12 protein-coding genes are annotated in these 22041 nt (G+C 60.1%); 4 read left to right on the forward strand and 8 right to left on the reverse strand.

All coding sequences use genetic code 11. The annotated features are described in order from the left end of the window. Positions 1-22: 22 nt before the first annotated feature. Positions 23-1498 carry a sulfatase-like hydrolase/transferase gene (locus G8764_RS21070; RefSeq protein WP_207952022.1) on the reverse strand — a complete coding sequence of 492 codons (1476 nt, stop codon included), beginning with the start codon at positions 1496-1498 and terminating at the stop codon, positions 23-25. 379 nt (positions 1499-1877) lie between these two features. Between G8764_RS21070 and G8764_RS21075 the strand changes: the two genes are divergently transcribed. Next, positions 1878-3803, forward strand: a complete 1926-nt coding sequence (locus G8764_RS21075) for a CRTAC1 family protein (RefSeq protein ID WP_166167946.1) — start codon at positions 1878-1880, stop codon at positions 3801-3803. Between the two features lie 167 nt (positions 3804-3970). After that, the gene (locus tag G8764_RS21080) at positions 3971-6463 is read left to right on the forward strand and encodes a cation:proton antiporter (RefSeq protein ID WP_166167949.1); all 2493 of its coding nucleotides are present in this window, start codon (positions 3971-3973) and stop codon (positions 6461-6463) included. 3 nt (positions 6464-6466) lie between these two features. On the opposite strand, the gene ptsG is transcribed toward G8764_RS21080, so the two are convergent. The 3 genes from ptsG to G8764_RS21095 form a co-directional block, all read right to left on the reverse strand. Continuing rightward, the gene (gene ptsG / locus G8764_RS21085) at positions 6467-8272 is read right to left on the reverse strand and encodes a PTS glucose transporter subunit IIBC (RefSeq protein ID WP_166167952.1); all 1806 of its coding nucleotides are present in this window, start codon (positions 8270-8272) and stop codon (positions 6467-6469) included. 35 nt (positions 8273-8307) lie between these two features. Then, entirely contained in the window at positions 8308-11037 is a 2730-nt protein-coding gene (gene ptsP / locus G8764_RS21090) for a phosphoenolpyruvate--protein phosphotransferase (RefSeq protein WP_166167955.1), read from the reverse strand. 78 nt (positions 11038-11115) lie between these two features. Continuing rightward, a complete protein-coding gene (locus G8764_RS21095) occupies positions 11116-12120 on the reverse strand; it encodes an AraC family transcriptional regulator (protein ID WP_166167958.1) in 1005 nt (334 codons plus the stop codon). A 181-nt stretch (positions 12121-12301) separates the two neighbouring features. Between G8764_RS21095 and G8764_RS21100 the strand changes: the two genes are divergently transcribed. Further along, the gene (locus G8764_RS21100; protein WP_166167961.1) at positions 12302-14083 is read left to right on the forward strand and encodes an acyl-CoA dehydrogenase family protein; all 1782 of its coding nucleotides are present in this window, start codon (positions 12302-12304) and stop codon (positions 14081-14083) included. On the opposite strand, the gene G8764_RS21105 is transcribed toward G8764_RS21100, so the two are convergent. The 4 genes from G8764_RS21105 to G8764_RS21120 all read right to left on the reverse strand — a co-directional run bounded on the left by G8764_RS21105 (position 14080) and on the right by G8764_RS21120 (position 19839). Then, positions 14080-15150 (reverse strand): 3-deoxy-7-phosphoheptulonate synthase, encoded by a 1071-nt coding sequence (locus G8764_RS21105; protein WP_166167964.1) that lies wholly within the window; start codon positions 15148-15150, stop codon positions 14080-14082. The two genes, G8764_RS21100 and G8764_RS21105, sit on opposite strands and share 4 nt — an antisense overlap. A 1000-nt stretch (positions 15151-16150) precedes the next feature. Continuing rightward, positions 16151-18067 carry a PTS mannitol transporter subunit IICBA gene (locus tag G8764_RS21110; RefSeq protein WP_207952023.1) on the reverse strand — a complete coding sequence of 639 codons (1917 nt, stop codon included), beginning with the start codon at positions 18065-18067 and terminating at the stop codon, positions 16151-16153. Positions 18068-18116: 49 nt separating this feature from the next. After that, positions 18117-19097, reverse strand: a complete 981-nt coding sequence (locus G8764_RS21115) for a sugar-binding transcriptional regulator (protein ID WP_166167967.1) — start codon at positions 19095-19097, stop codon at positions 18117-18119. A 19-nt stretch (positions 19098-19116) separates the two neighbouring features. Beyond that, positions 19117-19839 carry an HAD family hydrolase gene (locus G8764_RS21120; RefSeq protein WP_166167970.1) on the reverse strand — a complete coding sequence of 241 codons (723 nt, stop codon included), beginning with the start codon at positions 19837-19839 and terminating at the stop codon, positions 19117-19119. 435 nt (positions 19840-20274) lie between these two features. On the opposite strand from G8764_RS21120, the gene G8764_RS21125 reads away from it, so the two are divergent. Then, entirely contained in the window at positions 20275-21759 is a 1485-nt protein-coding gene (locus G8764_RS21125; RefSeq protein WP_166167974.1) for a mannitol dehydrogenase family protein, read from the forward strand. The last annotated feature ends 282 nt before the right edge of the window (positions 21760-22041 follow it).

Here is a 22041-nt window from a genome sequence, read left to right on the forward strand (position 1 = left end):
AAACAAAGGCGGATTTGGCCGCTTACTTTTTATATATTTTCATGTGGTGGTGGAATGTCTCGATGGCAGGATCCTTGATGCGAACCAGCTCGGACTCCATATGGCCAATCAGTTGCAGCAGTTTTTTGCGATAGGATTTCTCGCCGATCAGGTTGTTAATTTCAAGCGGATCATTTTCCAGGTCATAGAGTTCATCGGTGTCGTCCCCGGGGTTCCAGACAAATTTCATGGTGGGTGTGCGGATGGCGCGAATTCCAAACCAGCCACCGTTGTACCACTCGTAGGCGTAGAGGGCGATGTCCGGGCGCTTGCCGTCGGCTTTGTCGCCGCGCTCCATCAGCGGAAGCAGCGAGCGACCATCGACTTCACCGTCTGCGGGCAAGGACATGATCTCGGACAGGGTCGGCGCCACATCCAGCATGGATACCAGGCGGCTAATGGTGCGTGGCGCTATCCCCGGGCTGCGCACGATAAGCGGCATACGCATCAACTCATCATAGGCATAAGGCCCTTTGTCATAGAGGTTGTGCTCACCCAGCATGCTGCCCTGGTCGCCCAGCAGGACAATGTGCAGATCCTCGTACAACCCTTCTTCTTTGGCGGTTTTGATCAGTTCACCTACGGCGTGATCAATCATGGCGATCGCGCCATAGTAAAAGGCACGGGTTTTACGCCAGTCGGTCTCGGTCATGTGGCCGACATCGTGCCAGGGCCAGACAATGTCATCCTGGGACATGGGTTTGTTGACGCGCTCGATGCCGTGATTGCCGGGCAGCTCTACTTGTTGCGGGTCAAACATGCTGGCATAGGGTTCCGGCACACGATAGGGCGGGTGGGGTTGCTCGAAGCTGACAATACCGAAAAAGGGTTGGCCATCCCTGGCGGCGGCGCGCAGCATTTGCTGGCCCTTGGCCACTTCTATGCCCGCCTCAGTGCTCTCGAACGTCCCCGCCAGAGTGCGGTAGTACTCGTGTTTTTCATTATTGCCATCGAGCTCGCCGCGGTAGTAGCGGTCAATGGATGCCTTGGTTGTGCGCGGTACAAACGGACGTGCGTGGCGCTCGGCGTCTTTGTCATGACCCCAGATAAAGTTGGCGCCGCGCAGGCTGGGCCCCTGGGCGCCCAAGTGCCATTTGCCGACATAACTGACGTTGTAGCCCGAGTTTGCGGCCCGGCGCAACAAGCCACCTTCCGACAGCGCCAGTTCAGACAAGCGCGAATGATACAGGTGGACATTATCATCGAGGCCCGTTTTGTGGCCCCAGCGCCCGGTAAACAAGGCTGCGCGCGACGGTGAACACAGGCCGGTGGAGGTTATGGCGTTGTCAAAACGTGTGCCCTCCTGTGCCAGACTGTCAATATTTGGCGTGGGCACCGGGCCGCCGCGGTAAGAAAAAGTATCGAAACGCATGTCATCAAACAGCAGGATAAGTACGTTCGGCTTGCTGCCGGCCGCGGTTGAATCCTTGCTTGCTGCTGCCGATCCAATGCTGAACATGCACAGAAGCGACCAGCACAGTAGCGTTATTATATTTTTCATTACGTTCCTCACATTGGACATGATGCCTGCGGTTTAGCCGAGCCTGACGGGTGGCGCGCGGTTTCTGGCGGAGGCGAACTTGCTGCGTCGCCAGGATTCAGCTATATTTCATATGCCATATATAAACATATGATGTTTGTGATGGCAATAGAAACCTGTTTCAGGCGTTCGTCAACGGTCTTGCTGCCAGCAGACGTTACCCGGGCCAGGGCGCAGTCGCGGCTAGCTCCTGCCGCCCTGATACTGGTGATGGTCACGGCCCTCAATGCCAGGTAATGGCCAGGCAATGGAATGTTCAGCATAGCTGGATCGATTAATTAGAGGATGAATTACGCCTATGTACAAAACAATAATTACGCGCAAAAAAATTCTTTCGGCCACCGGGTTTGGCGTTGGTGCGCTGTTATTTACTGGCTGCCAGGGGCTGACGGAAAGCACTGCCCAGCCATCCAGGTCAAGTATCCTGGCGCCGCCCCTGTTCAGCGCAACCCGGGGCATAATGCCGCTGGAGGACAAGTCCAGGCAAAAGTGGGATAACGCCGTCATTGCTGACCTTGACCAGGATGGCCACCAGGACGTCATCCTGACCGAGCATGGTTATCGGGTGCGAGTATTCTGGAACGAAGGCGGTACATTTTCCGGTCCGCAGGACATTACTGTTGGCGATTTGCACGGCGTCGCCGTCTCGGATTTCGATCGCGACGGTCGTGCCGATATAATTATTGCCCAAGGTGGTGGAGACGGAAACAACCCCCGCAGGCCCCTGTGGTTTCAAGTCAATAAGGATCGCACTGTCGACGGAGGCAAACCGTTTGAATATTTTGAGCCCGGTCGCGGTCGGGCTGTCAAATTACTCGACGCTGACCAGGATGGGGCAGCGGACCTGTTGCTGACAGGGTTTCCGCTGCCCAGCCAAAAGGCCGGGGCCAACCATTTCTATGAAAATACAGGGGCAGGGGGGTTCGAATTTGTGGGTAACTTGCCGCAAGCAAAGTGGCTGGGTTACAGGGCTCTGGTGACCGATTTCAATAGCGACCACGATCCGGATTTTATTCTCTATGGCGGTGACAATATGGTGGCTGTGGCAGGCGGTGAAGGCATGGCCTTCGCCAACGTCAATGCAAAAGTATTTGGTGACCTGGCGGACACCAGTCATATCAGCAGTATCTCCGAAATCGATTTCGACAATGACGGTGATTTCGATTTGTTTATTACCCGCGCAGAGGCCCAGTTCGAACAGGAAACCTACTACGATGAGGAAAACCAGCGCTTCGCCTTCCTCGTATTCCGCCAGGATTACCTGTTTGAAGACCTCGAAGTAGAGGGTGATCTGCAAGTGGATAATCTTCAGGTTAGCTACCCGCATTTTGATGTATTTGTCGGAGCGGAAAAGAGAAAGCTCGAGTTCAAAGGCGACCGGCACGGGGGTAAGGATTTCGTGCTGCGCCAGCAGGACGCCAGGGGCTGGCCGAGCGGGCCGCTCAAAGCTGGCTTGTACATTGGTTACCTGGGCGATGGTATGTGGCGCGTCGGCGGGCAATCACATTCGCGCACGGCTGCGGTTTTCAGTAACGTTGTTTCCCGGCCCAAAACAGTGCCACAGCAACCGCTGCCGGTGCGATTGCTGGAGAATCGCGACGGTGTCTTTGCCGATGTCACCGCCCGGCTGGGTATTGCCATCGACGAACAAACCACCAGCGCTGCAGTGGGCGACTTCGACAACAACGGCTGGGCAGATCTTGTGGTACTGCGCTATGGCGATATGGCCAGCCAGAACGAGCATATCGTCTATCTCAACCAGGGCGGTAAAGCCTTTGTCCGTGCCGCCAATCACGGGTTTTTTTCACCGGAACTGGGCGCCACCGGCGGTTCCGTCGAAGCCTTTGATTTTAACCTGGACGGGGCAGTTGACCTGTTGTTTTCCAATGAACGGGGAAAATGGCACCTGCTCGAAAACAATAGCGCCAGGCAAGCTGCTCAGGGCAACTTTGTCATTGTGCATGCAGGCAGCTCTCCCTCTGGCCAGGGCCTGGCGGAGAGTGCCGAAGTTACCCTCAAGGCCTGCGGCAGTACCTACCGGCGCAAGGTGGGGGCAACCTCGGCGGCCTTTGCCCAGGGCATGAATACCAGCCTGCATATTGGGCTTGGGGCGTGCCAGAAAGTGGACGGCGCGCGGATACGCTGGAGCAACGGTGAATCCGAACGCTTTGCCGTCGAGACGCTGAATACGCAGGTATCCGCGGGCCGCGCCCGCCAGTATTAGCGTTGCGTATTCGACTGTGGCGATAGTCGCCAGCCAAGTCGTCCCCGATTGACAGGCCGGGGCAGGCTGGGTATAACCGATGCATACACTCCTGAATTTGTGAGCGTCATCGCAGCCAGCCCCGAGTCTGGTGATGGCGCGCACAGACCAAACCCTGGGAGCCACCCATGCACGGTACTATATTCCTGATACTGGGTTTGGCCGGGCTCCTTACCATTGCCAGTCTGCTGCAGCCGCTGGCCCTGCGCCTGAACTTCCCCTACACCGTACTGCTGGCCGCCGCCGGCATAGTGCTTGGGATTGCCGTACTGATCCTCGATGACCTCGAGCGCTTCTGGATGATCGGCGATTTCCTGCTGTCGCTGGAACAGTTTCAAATTACCTCGGATGCGGTATTTTTTATCTTCCTGCCGGCGCTGATTTTTGAGTCGGCACTGAATATCTCCGTGCGTCACCTGATGGATGATATCGGCCCGATCCTGCTGTTAGCGATTATCGGCCTGCTCATTTCCACCTTCCTGATCGGCCTGTCACTGGCGGCGGTGACCGGGGTTGGGCTGGTAGCGTGCCTCTTGCTGGGAGCAATTGTCTCCGCGACCGATCCGGTGGCGGTGATCTCCATCTTCAAGGATCTGGGGGCCCCCCATCGGCTCACCATCCTGGTGGAAGGGGAGAGCCTGTTTAACGATGCCACCGCCATAGTCCTGTTTACTATCCTGGCCGGGATCCTGATGGGTACCCAGGAGCCGAGCGCGCCGCAGGCCATCGTCAGTTTTATTACGGTGTTTTTCGGGGGCATTCTGGCCGGTGCTGTGATTGCCTGGATAGTGGCATCAATCATCGGCCAGATTCGCAATATGCCGGTTACCGAGATTACCCTGACGGTGTGCCTGGCTTACTTTTCCTTTTTGTTTGCCGAACACTACTTGCACGTATCCGGCGTTATGGCGGTGGTCAGTGCCGGTATCGTGATGCGTTCGTTTGGCCGCACCAAGGTATCGGCCACTACCTGGCACGCCATGATGGAAACCTGGGAGCAGCTGGCGTTTTGGGCCAACTCACTGATTTTTTTCCTGGTGGGATTGATCGTCAGTGAGTTGCTGGCCGACACCGGCAGCAAGGATATTGTCCTGTTGGGGGTGCTGGTGGCCGCTGCACTGGGCGCCCGGGCGCTGGTGTTGTACGCAGTGCTGCCACTGATGGCACGTATGGGTATCGGCCACTCGGTCAGCAGCGCCTATCGCACGGTGATGTTCTGGGGTGGTTTGCGCGGTGCGGTGTCGCTGGCGCTGGCATTGATCGTCGTGGAAAACCCGGCCATCGATCCGGCGGTCAAGCGCCTGGTCGGCATCCTGGTCACCGGCTTTGTGTTGATCACCCTGTTTGTCAATGCCACCACCATTCGTGCGCTGGTGCGCACGCTGCGACTGGATCGGCTGCAGAGCAGCGACCTGGTAATGCGCAACCAGGCCATGGCGCAATCACTGCAGCACATTCTCAAGGATCTCAAGCAAGCGGCCAGCCAATATCGAATTGGCTGGGCAGCGGCCACCGAGGTGAGCGCCGGCTATCGCCAGCGACTGGTGGAGCTGCAACTGGAACTGGCCGCCAGTGACCGGGTTCCCCGCGCCAGCCTGCAGCGTATCGGCCTGACCACAGTTACAAACTACGAGGGCGAGCTCTACCTCAACCGCTTTGCCCAGGGTTTGGTCTCGGCTGCCATTACCCGGCATTTACTGGGGCATATTGATAACCTGCTGGACACACTCAAAACCGCCGACCAGGCGGAATACCGCGAGGCCGTGCAACACTCGCTGGCCGTCGGCGCCAGTTTCCGTATAGCGGTGGGCTTGCACCGGCGCCTGGGCTGGTCAGTGCCCCTGGCCAGGCAGATTGCCAATCGTATTGAAGTGTTGACGGCCACTTCATCGGTGGTGGAGGAGTTGCGCAGTTATCCTGCCACCCGGCTGGCGCCATTGGTCGGTGAATCGATCTGCGCTGAACTGACCGATCTGCTGGAGTGGCGCAGCCAGGCGACCCGCGACGAACTCGACATCCTGCGCTTGCAGTACCCGGCTTACGCCCACACCGTGCAGAAACGGGATCTCGGCCGCATTGCCCTGCGGCTGGAAGAAGTGGACTACAACCGGATGCTCAAGGAGCGGGTGCTGAGCCAAGAGGCCTACACCGATTTAATGCGCGACCTGGACCGACGCGCTCGCAAGCTGGATCGGCAGCCGCGGCTGGACCTGGTGCTCTCGGCCGAGGAGCTGGTGGCGCGAGTACCCTTCTTTACCGACCAGCCCCGAGACTTTATCGAAGGGGTCGCGCAATTGCTGCAACCCAGGCTGATCGAGCCGGGCGAGCATATACTGCGCCAGGGCGAGCGCCCGCAGGCCATGTATTTTATCGCTACCGGAGCGGTGGAAGTCAAACTCGAACCCAAGCCAGTGCGACTCGGCAGCGGCGAGTTCCTGGGGGCGATTGCACTGTTGACAGGCCATCCGCAAAAAGCCGATGTCTACGCGCTTGGCTACGGCCAATTGTTTTCCCTGTCCGCCCACGAATTCGAACTGCTGCTGGCCAGTGACCCAGAGCTGCGCCAGACCATTACCCGTTCGGCGCTGAAGAGCCAGGGCCCTTGGGCCTTTATCGGCTAGGCACTAGCGAGCCAGCAGGCCCAGCATGGCGGTCTCGTATTGTTTGGCCTGCAACCCCACCAGCAGGTGCAGAATGTTGCCGGGCAACGGCATTACGCCCTCGATCCCCGCTGTGCTGGCCAGCGCCTGGTGGTCAACCATTGCCGGGTTGCCGAGTTCGACCCGCAGGCGGGTGAGGGCGCTGGCAGTAAGGCGATGAATATTGTCCCGCCCGCCCAGCGCCGTCACTATGGCCGCCAGCTGGCCTGTATCCAGCCGCACCGGGCTGCCAGCTGCGGCGGCACTGGTGGCGCTGGTCGTCGCAACCGCTGCTGCTGGCACCGGCCGACCCGCTGCCGCGGGCGATTCGCCCGAGCTGCCGAGGTAGGCCTCGATATCCGTTTTTAACTGTTCCGAGCGGGTGCCGAAAATGGCTTGCAGGCTGTTGCCAACCACCACTACATCCGCCGCCCCCAGGGCTTTTAATTGGCCCGGGTCGGCAGCGGTAATTTCCTTCAGCTCTGCCCGCAGGCGAGTGATGCAGGCGTCCAGGCTGACCAGGTTGCTGCGCCCGCCCAGGGCCGCGACCAGGGCCTGGCTCAAATCACTGTCGGCTGGTGTGGCCGTTCGGACCGGGCCGCCAGCGTCATCCTCCCGGCCGGGGGTGGCGAGGTTAAAGCGGACGATGGCGAGCCGGAAAATAGTGTAGTAGAGCATCCCCCAGAGCGGGCCGATAAGCACTAACCAGAGCCCGTGGGTAGATTTGGGCAGCAGTACCAGGTAGTCGATCAAACCGTGGGAAAAGGTCATGCCGTGCTTGATGCCCAGTTCGATGCAGAGGAAATAGGCCGCGCCCGCCAGCAGCGCGTGCAGTAAATACAGCAGCGGGGCGAGGAACAGGAAGGCAAACTCCAGCGGCTCGGTAATGCCGGTCAGGAACGAGGTCAATGCAGCCGAGAGCATAATGCCGCCGATGCGGGCGCGGTGTTGCGGGCGGGCGCAGTGCCAGATGGCCAGGCCCGCGGCGGGCAGCCCCCACATCTTGAACAGGTAGCCGCCGCTCATATTGCCAGCGCTCGGATCGCCGGCAATATAGCGGTGAATCTCGCCGCGGATGACCTCGCCCGAAGCCGGGTCGAGGTATTGGCCCACTTCAAAAAAGAAAGGAACGTTCCAGATATGATGCAAGCCGAAGGGAATCAACAGGCGCTCGACAAAACCGTACAGGCTGAAGGCCAGGTTCGGACTCTCGGTTGCGGCCCAGTGGGAAAACGCCGCGATTGCCTTGCCAATGGGCGGCCACAGCAGGCTTAGCAGGGCGCCCAGTAGAATCGCCCCAAACGCGGTGGCGATGGGCACCAGCCGTTTACCGGCAAAGAAACCGAGGTAGGGCGGCAGCTGTATGCGGTAGTAGCGGTTAAAGCACCAACTGGCCATGGCGCCGGCGAGGATACCGCCGAAGACACCGGTATCGACCGAGTGGATGCCCAGAATCGGGGTGAGCTTATAACCCAGGTTGCCGGCGACTATGCCCATGACCGCCAGCATCACCACGTAGCCGATGGCCGCCGCCAGCGCTGAAACACCGTCGTTATTACTGAAGCCCAGTGCCACACCGATGGCAAAGAGGATCGGCAGGTTGCTAAATACCGCGCCACCGGCAGCTGCCATTATCTCGGACAGGCTGTGCGGCAGCAGCGCAAACTCGGCCGAACCAATGCCCAGCAGCAACCCGGCGCCCGGCAGCACCGCCACTGGCAGCATCAGCGCCTTGCCGAGCTTTTGCAGCGTGGCAAAGGCCCTGTCCGTCAGTTGCTTTCCCTCTCTCATGCGGCACTCCGTTTTGCGTGTGTGTTTTGCCTTGGTTAATTTTCATCCGGGTACAGGGCGCGCACCTGGGCGGCGCCGTCCTGCTGCAGGGCCTGTTGCGCCAGCTCGCGGCAGTGGGCCATATCCAGGCTGCGGATGCGCGCCTTGATGGCCGGGATCGCCGGCACGCTGCAACTGAGTCGCTTAATGCCCAGCCCCAGCAGAAATGGCAGTGCCTGCGGGTCGCTGGCGATGGCACCGCAGATCCCCACCCAGGTGTGGCCGCCGCTGGCGCCTTTGACCGTGGCTTCGATCAGGCGCAGCACGCCGGGATTGAGGCCGTCGATGGCGGCGGCCAGGCGCGGATGGTCGCGGTCCATGGCCAGGGTGTATTGGGCCAGGTCGTTGCTGCCGATGGAGAAAAAGTCTGCCTCCCGGGCGAACTGGCTGGCCATCAGTGCCACCGTCGGCACTTCCACCATAATACCCAGCGGCACGGGTTTGGTGCCCAGCAACTGCTGTTCCGCCTCGACCATGGCGCGGGCACGGCGCAACTCATCGAGGCTGGCGATCATAGGCAGCATCAGGGCGAGGTTGTTGTGCTTGCCGGCCTGTAAAATGGCCCGGATTTGCTGGCGGAAAATGTCCGGGCGCTGCAGGCTGATACGAATGCCGCGCTCGCCCAGGAAGGGGTTGTCTTCCCGGGGGATGCGCAGGTAGGGCAGCGGCTTGTCGCCGCCCACGTCGAGGCTGCGGATCACCAGTGGTTGTTCCGGCTCGAGAAAGGCGGCGATATTGCTGTAGAACTGGCGCTGTTCGGCCTCGGAGGGCGGTTGGCTGCGGTTCATAAACAGAAACTCGGTGCGCAACAGGCCAATGCCCTCGGCCCCCAACTGCACCGCGTGGCGGATGTCGGCCATACTGCCAATATTGGCCGCCACCTCGACCCGGGTGCCATCCAGGGTGATCGCCGGTTCCCGGGTCTGGCGCAAGTACTGCTGGCGTCTTTGGCTGGCCGCGCGGCCGCGGGTCTCGGCGTCCTGCAGTTCTTCCGGGCTGGGGTTGATGCGCAGGGTGCCGCGGTCGCCATCGAGAATGGCAGCGCTGCCATTGGCAATATCCAGTGCCCGCGAGTCCACTCCCGCCACCGCCGGCAGGTCCAGCGAGCGGGCCAGGATGGCTACGTGGGAGGAAGTCCCTCCCAGTACCGTGCAAAAGCCCAGCACGTTGTCGCGATCCAGTTCTACAGCGGAGGACGGGGTCAGTTCTTCTGTTACCACTATCGATTGTGCCGGTACTGCGGTCTGCAGTTGCCCGCTGCTGCCGGTGAGCAAGTGCATGACCCGCGCGCCCAAATCGCGCAGGTCCGCGGCGCGCTCGGCCAGCAGTCGATTTTGGGATTTGGCGAGGCGCTCGGCGTGGATATCCACCGCCTGTTGCCAGGCCCAGGGCGCACTTTTACCGGCGGCGATTTCGTCCAGGGCGATGTCGAGTAATACCGGGTCGTCGAGCAGCTCCTGATGGGCGGCAAAGATGGCGGCCTTGCTGGCGTCGGCTTCCTGGCGCAGGCGTGCTTGCAAGGCCTCCAGTTGGGCGCCCGCCTCGGCCAGGGCGCCATCAAGCAGGCGCTGCTCGTCGTGGGCGTTGCGGCCAAATTCTTCGAACACCGGTTGTTCACTGCGCAGTTGGAATATGGTGCCGATGGCCAGCCCCGGTGAGGCCGCCAGGCCCGGCAGCAGGTTTGTATCTTCCGGCGGCAGCGGCTGCGCCTGGTCGCCGGCGGTAGTCGCGACACTGGCCGGAGCCGGGGCGGGGGCCAGGCCCGTGTCACCGAGGCCGGCGGCGAGCAGGGGCACCAGTGCCCCCAGGGCGGCGCCGGCGTCGTCACCCCGGGCCACCAGTCTGATGCGGTCCTGGTAGGCAACGCCCAGTTCCATCAGCGACAGCACGCTCTTGGCGTCGGCGCTGTCGGCACCGCGCTGCAAGCGGATCTCGGCCTTGAATTGTTTCGCCAGGTTGGCCAGCACCGCGGCGGGGCGGGCGTGCAAACCGTATTGGTTGGGAATGCTGATTTCATCGGACTGCAGGCCCGGGGTGGTTGCGGTCGCAGCCCCGGGTCGGCGCGAATCTGTGCGCGGGGATGGGGCTGGACTGGTCGTGGCCGCGGGTGCGGCGGCAGCGACGGCCGTTTCCGCCCCGACTGCGGTGGCGATATCAGCCCGGGTTCCGGCCTCTGTAGCAGTTGTTGTAGCGGTTACCGGTGCGGCGGCAGCAGGTGGGGTGCCGTTGTCGGGCGGCGGGCCCAGCCATAAGTCGATCAAGTCATCCTCGCCCGCGGTTACCGTGCCGCTGCGCGGGTCAAAGCGGCTGACCATCTCCGAGTTGGTAATGACGATCTGGGTCAGCAGGCTGGTGGCCCGGGTGGCGATAAAGTCGGCGTCGAACTCGATCAATATATCACCGCTGGTGACCTGGTCACCGGCTTTTACCCGCGGCCTGAAACCCTCGCCCTGGAGTTCCACGGTATCGAGGCCGATGTGTATCATGACTTCCAGCCCGGGATCGGTCAGCAGGGTCAGGGCGTGACCGGCGGAGTGTACCTGCAAGACCTCGCCGTCGCAGGGGGCTAACAGCAGCTGGTCGATGGGGTCGATGGAGATGCCGTCGCCCACCATCTTCTGGGCAAACACCGGGTCTGGAACGGATTCGAGGGCGTGCAGCGGGCCCGACAGCGGCGCCTTCAGGGTGATTTTCCTGCTCGAGGAAGGGGACGCTGTTTGCACCATGATTCAATCCCGCGCAGAGGTGGTGGTGAAAGTATATCCCATGGTCGCGGCCGGTGCTTGTGTTCCCGGGCGCCGCGGTCAGACCTTGCGGTAGAGACTGGGAGAAACCCCGGTCCAGGATTTGAACGCGCGGGTAAAGGCGGCCGGGTCGGAAAACTGCAATTGCTCGGCGATGCTGGCAATGGGGGTGTTGGGCCGGCTGAGTAAATGAATGGCGGCATCGCGGCGCAGGTTGTCTTTCAGGGTTTGAAAACTGGTGTGCTCGTCCGCCAGTTTGCGGCGCAGGGTGCGCGAGGTGACGTGCATGGCGGTGGCGACGCTGTCCATGTCCAGGTCGCTGTAACTGTTGTGTTGCTTGAGGATGTTGACCACTTCACGGGCGTAGACCGGGTAGTAGCTCTGCTGTTTGAACCAGTCAAATGGAATTCGCTTCAGGTAACGGTGCAAACTGTCCGGGGTTTGCAGGATCTTGGCGTCGAGGGTGCTGCGCTCGAATTCCAGGCAGTTGACCGGCTGCTCGAATTCTACCGGGCAGGGGTACATCAATTGGTACTCCTGTGAATGGGCCGGTTCAGAGAACTCGAACTGGATGCGCAGCAGGGGAATCCTGCGACCGATAAGCCAGCTGGGAAAGCGATGCCACATCAGGGTGAGAAATTCACACATGGCGTGATCGTCGTCCAGCTGCGGGTCGGTTAGCCTCATGGTCAGCCTGGCGCGCTCCCCGGCTTCGATAAACTCCAGCTGAAAGGCTTTACCCACCAGGTTGTAAAAAGCGCACAGGTGTCGGTAGACCTCGCGCAGGCTGGTGCAGTGCACGGTCTGTTTGGCAAACAAACCGAAGACGCCAAAGCGCAGCGGGTAGTTGCTCAAACCCAGCAGTTCATCGTCGCCGGCCAGCCAGATGCCCCGGGCTACCCGGCTCAACTGTTCGGAAGTAATGCGCAGTTGCGGGCTGGCAACCATTTGCGGGTTGAGCAGCGATTGCTGCAGCAGCGGTTCATGGTCCAGGCCGAGGCGGCTGGCGCCGCGGAGAAAAGCCCTGACGAAATGCACCGAGACGGTGTGGCGTTGTCTGTTCATTGGCAGCAGTGTCAGTGTAGGTGGCTGGGAGTCTGGCTGGATGTCTTGCTGGCAGTATAAAGCGCCTGTCCGAAAATGTTAATTAGTTGACCTTCCCGGTAATTCCGTCCCGGGCGCGCCAGGTCCAGAATAGACCCTCGCTACACTTCCAGAATTGACCCTCAATTAGCCGGAGCTGCCCATGAGTCATTACGATTATCCCTATCGCGACGTGGAATTTGTTATCAATAACCTGTTGAACTTTGATCAGTTAGCCGCCGCCGGCCAGTTGGATGGAGTCGATAGCGGGTTCCTGATGGAAGTACTCAACGAGGCCGCCAAGCTGGGTACAGACGTACTCGCGCCCCTCAATGTTGTGGGTGACCGGCAGGGGGCACAATTGACCGAGGCCGGAGTGCAGGAAACTGCGGGTTTTGCCGCAGCCTATGAGTTGTATCAACAGGGCGGTTGGACCTCGCTGGCGGCGGCGCCGGAATACGGCGGGCAGGGCTTGCCCAACCTGCTGTCAACGGCGGTGAGCGAAGTTATCCAGACCGCCAACCTGGCCTTTAGCCTCTGTCCGCTTCTGTCTACCGGTGCCATGCACGCCATCGAGGCCCACGGTTCCGATGAACTGAAACAGACCTGGCTGCCAAAAATGGTGGACGGCTCCTGGACCGGCACCATGAACTTGACCGAGCCGGACGCCGGCTCGGACCTGGCAGCGGTGAAGACCCGCGCTGTGCCGGAAGGTGACCACTACCGCATCAGCGGCCAGAAGATCTTTATCACCTGGGGCGACCACCAGATGACCGACAATATCGTTCACCTGGTACTGGCCCGCCTGCCTGATGCTCCCGCCGGAGTGAAGGGTATCTCACTGTTCCTGGTGCCGAAATTCCTGCTGGACGACCAAGGCCAGCCGGCCACCGCCAACGATGTGCGCTGCGTCGCGCTGGAACACAAGCTGGGTATTCACGCCAGTCCTACCTGCGCCATGAGCTTCGGTGACGAGGGTGGCGCTGTGGGTTACCTGGTGGGTGAGCCCAATGAAGGCCTCGCCTGCATGTTTACCATGATGAATGACGCCCGCCAGGCGGTGGGTTTGCAGGGCGTGGCGGTAGCGGAGCGCAGTTACCAGCAGGCCAGGCAATTTGCCAAAGAGCGCCTGCAGGGCACCAAAGCCGACGGCAGTCGCTTCAGTATCATCAAGTTTGGCGATGTGCGGCGCATGTTGCTGCAGATGAAATCCGTGACCGAGGCCATGCGGGCGCTGGCCTATGTGGGAGCCGTGGAGATCGATCGGGAAAAGCTGGCGGCGAGCCCCGCCGAGGCCGCGCAGCACCGGGCCAGGACAGAGCTGTTAACTCCTATCGTCAAGGCCTGGCTCACGGAGATGGCCCAGGAGGTCACTTATCTGGGCACGCAAATTCACGGTGGCATGGGCTTTATCGAGGAAACCGGTTCGGCCCAGTTTTACCGCGATGCGCGCATCCTCACCATTTATGAGGGCACCACCGGCATCCAGGCGCTGGATTTTGTCGGCCGCAAGGTGTTGCGCGACGGTGGCGCGGCGCTGCGGGAGCTGCTGGCAGACATCGAGGCGGTGGTGACAGAGCTGGTGGATGTGGAGCCGTTACACGGGCTCGGCCAGCAGCTGGGCGAGGCGTTGCAAACCGGTCGCGAAGCGCTCGACTGGATGCTGGGCGCCGGCGCGGAAAACCGGGAGTTACTGCAGGCGGTGAGTGTGCCGTTGCTGATGCTGTACGGTCATTTGTGCGGCGGCTGGTTGCTCGGGCAATCAGCGCTGCGAGCCCAGCGGTTGCTGGGTGATGGCAGCGGCGACCGGGAGTTTTTACGGGCCAAGGTGGTCTCGGCGCAATTCTTTGCTGCCCACCTGTTGCCCCGGGTAAAGGCCGCACTGGATAGCATTCAGCGCGATAACGGTGTGGCGCTGTTGTTGAGCGAAGAGCAGTTTAACTAAACCGGCCGCTGCCGGCCCCGCGCCACCGCTTCGGCCAGTTGTTCCAGCAGTGGCACCGTCTCTTGCAGCGAAATACAGGCGTCGGTAATGCTGAGGCCGTAGGTGGCGGGTTGGTCGGGGCGGTAGTCCTGGCGACCGTGGCGCAAGTGGCTCTCCAGCATGATGCCGGCAATACGGTCGTCGCCGTTACCGATTTGCCGGGCCAGGTCAGCCACCACCAGGGCCTGGTTTTCTGCCTTTTTCTGGCTGTTGCCATGGCTGCAGTCCACCACTATCTTTTGACAAATCTCGTGGGGCCGCAGCAGCACGGCGGCGGCGTCGATGTGTGGCGCGCTGAAGTTTGGCCCGCTGTCACCGCCGCCGCGCAAGATCAGGTGGCAGTGGCGATTGCCGGTGGTTTCGTAGATGGCCGGCGTCCCTTCTTTGGTCAGGGTGGGAAATATGTGGCGCTCGGCGGCGGCACGAATGGCTTCCACCGCCACTTGGACGTTGCCGTCGGTGCGGTTTTTGATGCCCACGGGCATGGACAGGCCGGAGGCCAGTTCCCGGTGTATCTGGCTCTCGACAGTGCGCGCGCCAATGGCGCCCCAGCTGACCAGGTCGGCGTAGTATTGGCCGAAGGTGGTGTCGAGGAATTCGGTGCCGGTGGGCAAACCGAGTTCAAGCACGTCCAGCAGTAGCTTGCGCGCCAGGCGCAGGCCTTTGTTAATGTGGTAGCTGTTGTCGAGGTCGGGGTCGTTGATCAGGCCTTTCCAGCCGACGACGGTGCGGGGTTTTTCGAAGTACACGCGCATGACGGGCAGCAGTTGGTCGGTGTAGGGTTTTACTGCTTCGGCCAGTTGCCCGGCGTAGTCTACGGCGGCGGCGGTGTCGTGGATGGAGCAGGGGCCCACCACGACGAAGCAGCGCGGGTCGCGGCCGTCGAGTATGGCTTCCAAACCTTTGCGGGAGTCGGCGACCAGTTGCATTTGTTTGGTGCTGGCGGTGAATTCCTTACTCAGTTCCAGCGGTGTAATCAGCGGGCGCACATGGCTGATGTGCAGGTCTTCGGTGCGGGGTGTCGACATGGGGATCCGGTCTTTATAGGTATAATCGGCCATAGTAATCAGTTGGGTAATGTCTTGTCTAGCAAGACTGGCCGCAGGCTCTCTGTGCTTTTCGCGCTCCCTACCCTTGATAACCGCCAAAACGTCGCTTCGCGCAATTATCTGGTTCCTAAACTTCTTGGTTTAGCGCGGCGGCCCGGTGGGTGCGCCCCGCCAGACCGGCCGCAGGCTCTCCGCGCTTTTCGCGCTGCTGGCCACTTGAGAGCTTCTTAGTTGTTGCTTCTCTGTGTTTTGCTTGGATATTTGTTGGAAGCAAAATAGGGTTTAGCGCGGCGGCCCGGTGGGTGTGCCCTGCCAGACCGGCCGCAGGCTCTCCACGCTTTTCGCGCTCCCGGAAACTCGCTACGCTGCGCTTCGCTCAAACATCCGTCCGCGAAAGCCCGAAAAGCGCGGAGAGCCTAAACGCGACCTGATTGGTCTGGCAGGGCACACCCACCGAGCCTTGACCAGGCATCGAGCGAGATTCTGGGAATTGCAAAACAGCCAATTTAAGGTCATCCCCGTGTAGGCGGCGGTCCGGCGTCCCGGGATCCAGTACGTACTTAAAATCAATGGATCCCGGGACGCCGGACCGCCGCCTGCGCGGGGATGACAAAAAAAATGAGCTGTAGCTGGCTGATAAAGAAATCACACTGCTCTTAGAAGCACAATGTAGTCAGCGGTGGGGGGAGCCCGTTGCGGATCAATCAGGCCATGCTTATCCCCCCGACCACATTTGGGGTAGTCGGCAAGGACTGTCTGAATCCCAATTTTTTGCGCGTCTTTTTGCGCAAAAAGTGGTTGAGTTTCGCAGCCGCCAAATGTGGTCGGGGGGATATGGCCGATCCGCAACGGGCTCCCCCCAGCGCTGACGGGCAGCTCACTCATATCTCGAATGTGCATTACGAAAAAGTCAGCACCGCGAACGGAATATCAAGTTAGACACCGAGAGCCAAGTCGCGTCCAGGTGCAAACAAAATGATTATTCGAATTCTGGCGAGGATTGGGTCTGGCCGGTGAAGGTGGCGAGGATGTAGTCCGGGTCGGTGGTGGTGCGTAGAATCTCCATCTCCTCGGCGTTATCGAAGATCCTGGCCAGTTGCGAAAGTATTTGTAAGTGTTGGTCGCCCAGGGCGGCGATGGCGACCAGCAGGTGGGCTTTGTTGTCGTCGAAGTCGATGCCGTCGGGAAATTGCAGGACGGCGATGCCGCTGCGCAATATTTTGTCCCGGGCGGCACAGGTGCCGTGGGGGATGGCGGCGCCATTGCCAATGTAGGTGGAGAGGTCGTTTTCCCGTTCGAGCATGGCGTCGATGTAGCTGTCTTCGACGCAACCGCTGTCGCGGAGCAGGCTTCCGGCCAGGCGGATGGCGTCTGGCCTGGGCATGGATTTGAGCCCGAGCTTGATGTTTTTGGTGGGCAGGATCTGCGTGTCGGCGTCCAGTTCTGCAGGTGCTGGTTGTGCGCTTGGTGCTTTTGCCTGTTTGAGGCGGGTTGCCAGTTCTTCGTAGACCGGGGTGTGCATGAAATTGCTGATGGCGATGTGGGCTGCGTCGGGGAGCTTGCTGACGGCGCGAGCGGTCAGGCGCTCATGGGTAATGACAAGGTCAACGGTGCTGGCCAGTTGCTCAATGGGGCAGCTGATGACTTTTACGTCGATCGCTCGCTCGCAGAATATGGCCCTCAGTTTGCTGGCGCCCAGGGCGCTGGAGCCCATGCCGGCATCGCAGGCGACGGCAATCAGTCGGATGTCTTGCAGGGATTGCAGTTCGTCGGGCACGGCATCGTGGCCGATGGGGGTTTTGGTGCCTTTCAGCTTTGTCAGTTGGTTTTTTGCCTGGGTCAGGACCTCATCGCTGTCGATGGTGCTGCGATTGATCAGGAGTGCGGCCACGGCAAAGCTGACCAGGGTTGATACAGCCAGTCCGGCCAGTACCGGCAGTAGGCCGTCGTTCGGGGTCATGGCCAGTACGGCCAGTATGCTGCCGGGGGAGGGTACGGCCACCAGGCCGGCGCCGAGCAGGGCGAAGACGAAGGTGCCGGATGCGCCGCCGGCAATGACCGCCAATATCAGCTTCGGCTGCATGAGAATGTAGGGGAAGTAGATTTCGTGGATGCCGCCAAAGAAGTGGATCAGGATGGCCCCCGGTGCCGACTGTCTGGCGGTGCCTTTGGCGAATGCCCAATAGGCCAACAGCACCCCGAGGCCTGGCCCGGGATTGGTTTCGAGCAGGAATATGATGGACTTGCCTGACTCTACGGCTTGCTGGATGGCGAGTGGGCTGAGGACACCGTGGTTGATGACATTGTTGAGAAACAGCACTTTGGCGGGTTCTATGACCAGGGCAGTGAGTGGCAGGACGCCGATGTCCATCACCCATTGCACCAGTAATCCGCACTGCAGGCTGGCAAATTCCAGAGCCGGCCCGATACTCAGCAGGGCAACACTGGCCAACACACAACCGAGGATGCCGCCAGCGAAATTGTTGACCAGCATTTCGAAGCCGCTGGGGACCCTGTTAGCAACAGCCTGGTCAAACCAGCGAATAAGCCAGGCTGCCAGCGGGCCGGTTACCATGGCCCCGAAAATCAATGGGGTCGAGGTGCCGACGATCGCGCCAAAGGTCATCACCGCACCGAGCACAGCGCCCCGTTGGCCATAAACCACTTTGCCACCGGTATAGCCGATCAGCAGTGGCAGCAGGTAGATGACCATTGGCTCAACCAGGGTAGCCAGTGTCTCATTGGGCAGCCAGCCGCTGGGGATAAACAGTGCAGTCAACAGTCCCCAGGCGATGTAGGCGCCGATATTGGGCATGATCATGCTGCTCAACAGCCGGCCCAGGCGCTGCACTGTTTGCATCGGTGATTGTCTGGGGGAGTCGGCTGCTGCGTTCATTGAATTATTATTGGCCTCGTTGGGCGATGGGCAAGCGCAGAAGGGTTTGTTAGTCGGGTGCGGTCGCGGCCTGGTCTCTGGTCAGTAGCAACTCTGCCGTGTGTTCGTTGGTGATCAGGGCATTGATCAGTTTGCCGCGCAGGGCACCCAATATGGCACCTACCTTGGACTCGCCCGCGGCGATGCCATATACCGGCTTGCTGGAGTTTGGCTGCAGTGGTGCGCTGGCGACCCGGTCATTGACCGGGTGATCGACAAGTTTACCATCCCGGTCGTAGACCCAGCTGATGATTTCACCAATAGCGCCGGCTTTTTCCAGTGCCTTCATTTCTCTGGCGGTGACAAAACCGTCCAGCACCACAGGCGATTTTTCACCCAGGTTGCCAATGCCCACGAAAGTCGCGTCGGCCCGTCGGGCCAGCTCGAGGATGTTATGGATGGGTTCCAGGTTGTGGAGAATGTCCTTTTCTTTCGGCGTGCGGGCCAGCACTGGCAGGGGCATTGGGTAGTGCTTGGCCTTGATAAGGTCGGCCATGCGCACGACCACGTTGTAAGCCGAGGCGGACCCATCGGTCATCATATTGCCCAGCAGGGAGACGATGTGGTGCTGGGGGCAATCCATGGGGGCCAGTTGGTCGGCACAGGCGCGCAGGGCCCGGCCGGTGCCGATGGCCAGGATTTGCGATTCACTGGATTTCAGGTGGCGCTCCATTTCCGCCGCGCCGGCCTGGGCCAGGCCGACGATCGAGGACGGGTCAGCGGGGTCACTGGGCACCACTTCACAGGCCTGCAGGCGAAAGCGATCTTTCAGGCGCAGGCTCAGTTGCATGCAGCGGGCGATGGGGTGGTCGAGGCGCACTTTGATCAGCCGTTCACTGACGGCCAGGGACACCATGCGCTGGGCCGATTGGCGGGAAACACCCATTTTTTTGGCGATCTCATCCTGGGTGTTGCCGGCGACGTAGTAGAGCCATCCCGCCTGGGCCGCTTCGTCCAAGCGCCTGGATTCCGCGTCTGATCTTCTCGCCATGGATGCTCCCGGAGCGGTGCTATTGGTTTTTGAGGTGGGGGGCCATTGTATAAAAATCCTGCCAACTAGCAAGCACGGGTATGTCGCCTAATTTCGCGGCCAGTTTAAAGTCGCCAGACGCCAGCACCGGGCCGAGGTGGGTGCCGCCGATATAGTGCCAGACACGCATGCCGGCCGCCCTGGCGGCGGTCAACCCGGCGCTGCTATCCTCGATCACCAGGCATTCAGAGGGGGCGACCCCCATGCGCTTGGCCGCGTGTAAAAACAGGTCCGGCGCCGGCTTGCCGTGTTTGACTTCGGCAGCAGTGAAGACATGGGGGCCAAAAAAATGCCGCAGTCCGGCCACTGTGAGGGCGTGCTCGGTGCGCTCCGGGCTGCTGCTGGTGGCGACGCAAGCACTCACGGCCAAATTGCTGAGCGCATCGGCCACGCCGCGGGTGGGCTTTAAACTGGCGTCAAACTCGGCGTACAACTTGTGGGCGTAATGGGCTTTGAAATCTGACGGAAGCTGCACCTTGAAATTGAGCTGTATTTTTTCGCGGACACTGGAGAAACTGTGGCCGAGGAAGTGGCGCAGAACATAGTCGCGGTCGATCGGCGCCCCCAGTTTTAGCAGTTCACGACTGAGAACGTCAGCGCTGATGATCTCACTGTCAATAAGCACTCCGTCGCAATCAAAGATCACCAGCTTAATGGGCTGGTCCGCTGCAGATGGGGTTGTATCTTTTTTGTTGTTAGTCATAGGTTTTTATTCTGGTTACACCTGTTTCACGGCTTGACTGGCCGCCTGAATTCCGGCCAGCGCGCCATTACGTGCCCGACCACCAGATTCCTGCCATCGATAGGACTCCTGCCATTTATAGATAGTAGTCGAATTGCGGCTTTAAGGCCGCTGATACACGCGGTCACTCATATTTTACGGTCGCCGCGTTCGCCTAACCAGCGGTGTTTCCCGGCTGGCCCATTTTTTTTCACTCTTACTTCAGTGCAGATCGCAATGGTCAGACCGATGTTGCTAACCCTTGACCATTGTTGATGCTGGTGATAATATGCTCAACAAGATAGCAAATGCCCAGTAAATAGCAAATATTAAATATATTGGCAAATGATTGGGGATGTTGGTTGCAGCCAGCTGAACCGGAAGGCTTACAGATCAATAAAAAATGAGAATTGCGCCATGCCCAAACCCATAAAGCTCAATCAATCCAACCTCAAGCAGTTGCCGCCAGAAGTGCAAGTGCCGGCCTATGACCGTCAGGCCGTGGCCCAGAGCATTGTCCATATAGGTGTTGGCGGCTTCTTCCGCGCCCACCAGGCCGTCTACCTCGACGACCTTTTGCACCTGCCGGGCCAAGAAGAGTGGGGTTATTGCGGTGTCGGCCTGCTCAAACACGACCAGCGCATGCGCGATGCGCTGGTGCCCCAGGATTGCCTCTATACGGTGCTGGAGCGCAGTGCTGAGGGCGATAAGGCCCGGGTGGTTGGCTCGGTATTGAATTTTCTCCATGCCCTTGATGACCCTCAGGCGGTGCTTGAAAAGATGGCCTCGCCCGAGTGCCGCATCGTCTCGCTGACGATCACTGAGAGCGGCTATTACATCAACGAAGGCACCGGCGAGTTTAACGACACCCATCCCGACATCGTGCACGATCTGCAGAACCCGCACGCACCGCGCTGTTCGTTTGGTTATCTGGCCGAGGCGCTCGACCTGCGCCGCCGCCGGGGCCTTGCACCTTTTACCGTAATGTCCTGTGACAACGTGCAGCACAATGGCGATGTGGCCAAAAAAATGATTATGGCCTTTGTCGAGCGCCGCGACCCGGTCCTGCACCAGTGGATTGCCGAGCACTGTGCTTTCCCCAACAGCATGGTCGATCGGATCGTACCGGCGACCACCGACGAGCACCGGGCAGTAGTGCGGGACAAGTTCTGCATCGAAGACGCTTGGCCGGCGGGCACTGAGCCGTTCAGGCAATGGGTAATCGAGGACAACTTTCCCAACGGTCGTCCGCCTTGGGAACTGGTCGGCGCGCAGATGACGTCTGACGTGCTGCCGTACGAGAAGATGAAGATGCGTCTGCTCAACGGCAGCCACCAGGCCATGTGCTACATCGGCATGCTGCTGGGGCTGGATTATGCCCACGAGTGCATGCAGCACCCGCAAATTCGTCGTTTGGTGGAAACCATGATGGACGAAGATGTGACGCCGCTGCTGGTGGCACCGGAGGGTATCGATTTGACCGAGTACAAAAAGACTCTGATCGAGCGCTTCTCGAACCCGACCATCAAGGATCAACTGCCTCGCATTGGCACCGAAGGGTCGGCGCGTATCCCCAAGTTTATCCTGCCTTCGATCATCGACCAGCTGCAGCGCGGTGGTTCGATCAAGATGTTGGCCTTTACCGTGGCGGCCTGGTTCCGTTTTTTGGCCGGCACCGACGAGCAGGGTCGCCAGCTTACCGTGATCGACCCGATGAAAGACACACTGATGCAGTGTGCCAGCCGCGGCCGGCGAGGTCCCGGCGAGCTGCTGGGTCTGGGTGAGTTGTTTGGCGAGACCCTGGTAAATTCGACGGAGTTCGTCGAGCAGGTCACCAGCGCCCTGAACAGTTTTTATGACAAAGGTGTCGCGGCAACGCTGACAGAGTACGTCGGCAGCTGATCATTAGCATAAGCGCTAAACCGCGTACTTTTTCGTGGAAGATTCTTAGCTTGCATGGTTTTTATTTGTATTGATCCGGAAATTGCACGGTTAGTCGAGCAAGAGTTGCAGAAGGCTCTTGCACGCTGAATAAAAATCTTCTGTAGAGAAGATTTAATAATAACTCAATGAGGAGATCTGGAATGCGTAAACCCATAGGTTGCTCACCGCCACTGGTCGAGGTACTGGCGACCTCCGCCCGGTCACGTAATGCGGTTTCAAAAGATACATCCACCCAAACCC

It is taken from the genome of Pseudomaricurvus alcaniphilus, assembly GCF_011440395.1.
In the GTDB taxonomy this organism is placed as follows: Bacteria; Pseudomonadota; Gammaproteobacteria; order Pseudomonadales; family Cellvibrionaceae; genus Pseudomaricurvus; species Pseudomaricurvus alcaniphilus.

What these genes read in the sequence shown, in the direction of transcription:
- G8764_RS21070 (WP_207952022.1), bottom strand. Translation starts at nt 1,498, where the DNA reads ATGTTCAGCATTGGATCGGCAGCAGCAAGCAAGGATTCAACCGCGGCC.
- G8764_RS21075 (WP_166167946.1), top strand. Translation starts at nt 1,878, where the DNA reads ATGTACAAAACAATAATTACGCGCAAAAAAATTCTTTCGGCCACCGGG.
- G8764_RS21080 (WP_166167949.1), top strand. Translation starts at nt 3,971, where the DNA reads ATGCACGGTACTATATTCCTGATACTGGGTTTGGCCGGGCTCCTTACC.
- ptsG (WP_166167952.1), bottom strand. Translation starts at nt 8,272, where the DNA reads ATGAGAGAGGGAAAGCAACTGACGGACAGGGCCTTTGCCACGCTGCAA.
- ptsP (WP_166167955.1), bottom strand. Translation starts at nt 11,037, where the DNA reads ATGGTGCAAACAGCGTCCCCTTCCTCGAGCAGGAAAATCACCCTGAAG.
- G8764_RS21095 (WP_166167958.1), bottom strand. Translation starts at nt 12,120, where the DNA reads ATGAACAGACAACGCCACACCGTCTCGGTGCATTTCGTCAGGGCTTTT.
- G8764_RS21100 (WP_166167961.1), top strand. Translation starts at nt 12,302, where the DNA reads ATGAGTCATTACGATTATCCCTATCGCGACGTGGAATTTGTTATCAAT.
- G8764_RS21105 (WP_166167964.1), bottom strand. Translation starts at nt 15,150, where the DNA reads ATGTCGACACCCCGCACCGAAGACCTGCACATCAGCCATGTGCGCCCG.
- G8764_RS21110 (WP_207952023.1), bottom strand. Translation starts at nt 18,067, where the DNA reads ATGAACGCAGCAGCCGACTCCCCCAGACAATCACCGATGCAAACAGTG.
- G8764_RS21115 (WP_166167967.1), bottom strand. Translation starts at nt 19,097, where the DNA reads ATGGCGAGAAGATCAGACGCGGAATCCAGGCGCTTGGACGAAGCGGCC.
- G8764_RS21120 (WP_166167970.1), bottom strand. Translation starts at nt 19,839, where the DNA reads ATGACTAACAACAAAAAAGATACAACCCCATCTGCAGCGGACCAGCCC.
- G8764_RS21125 (WP_166167974.1), top strand. Translation starts at nt 20,275, where the DNA reads ATGCCCAAACCCATAAAGCTCAATCAATCCAACCTCAAGCAGTTGCCG.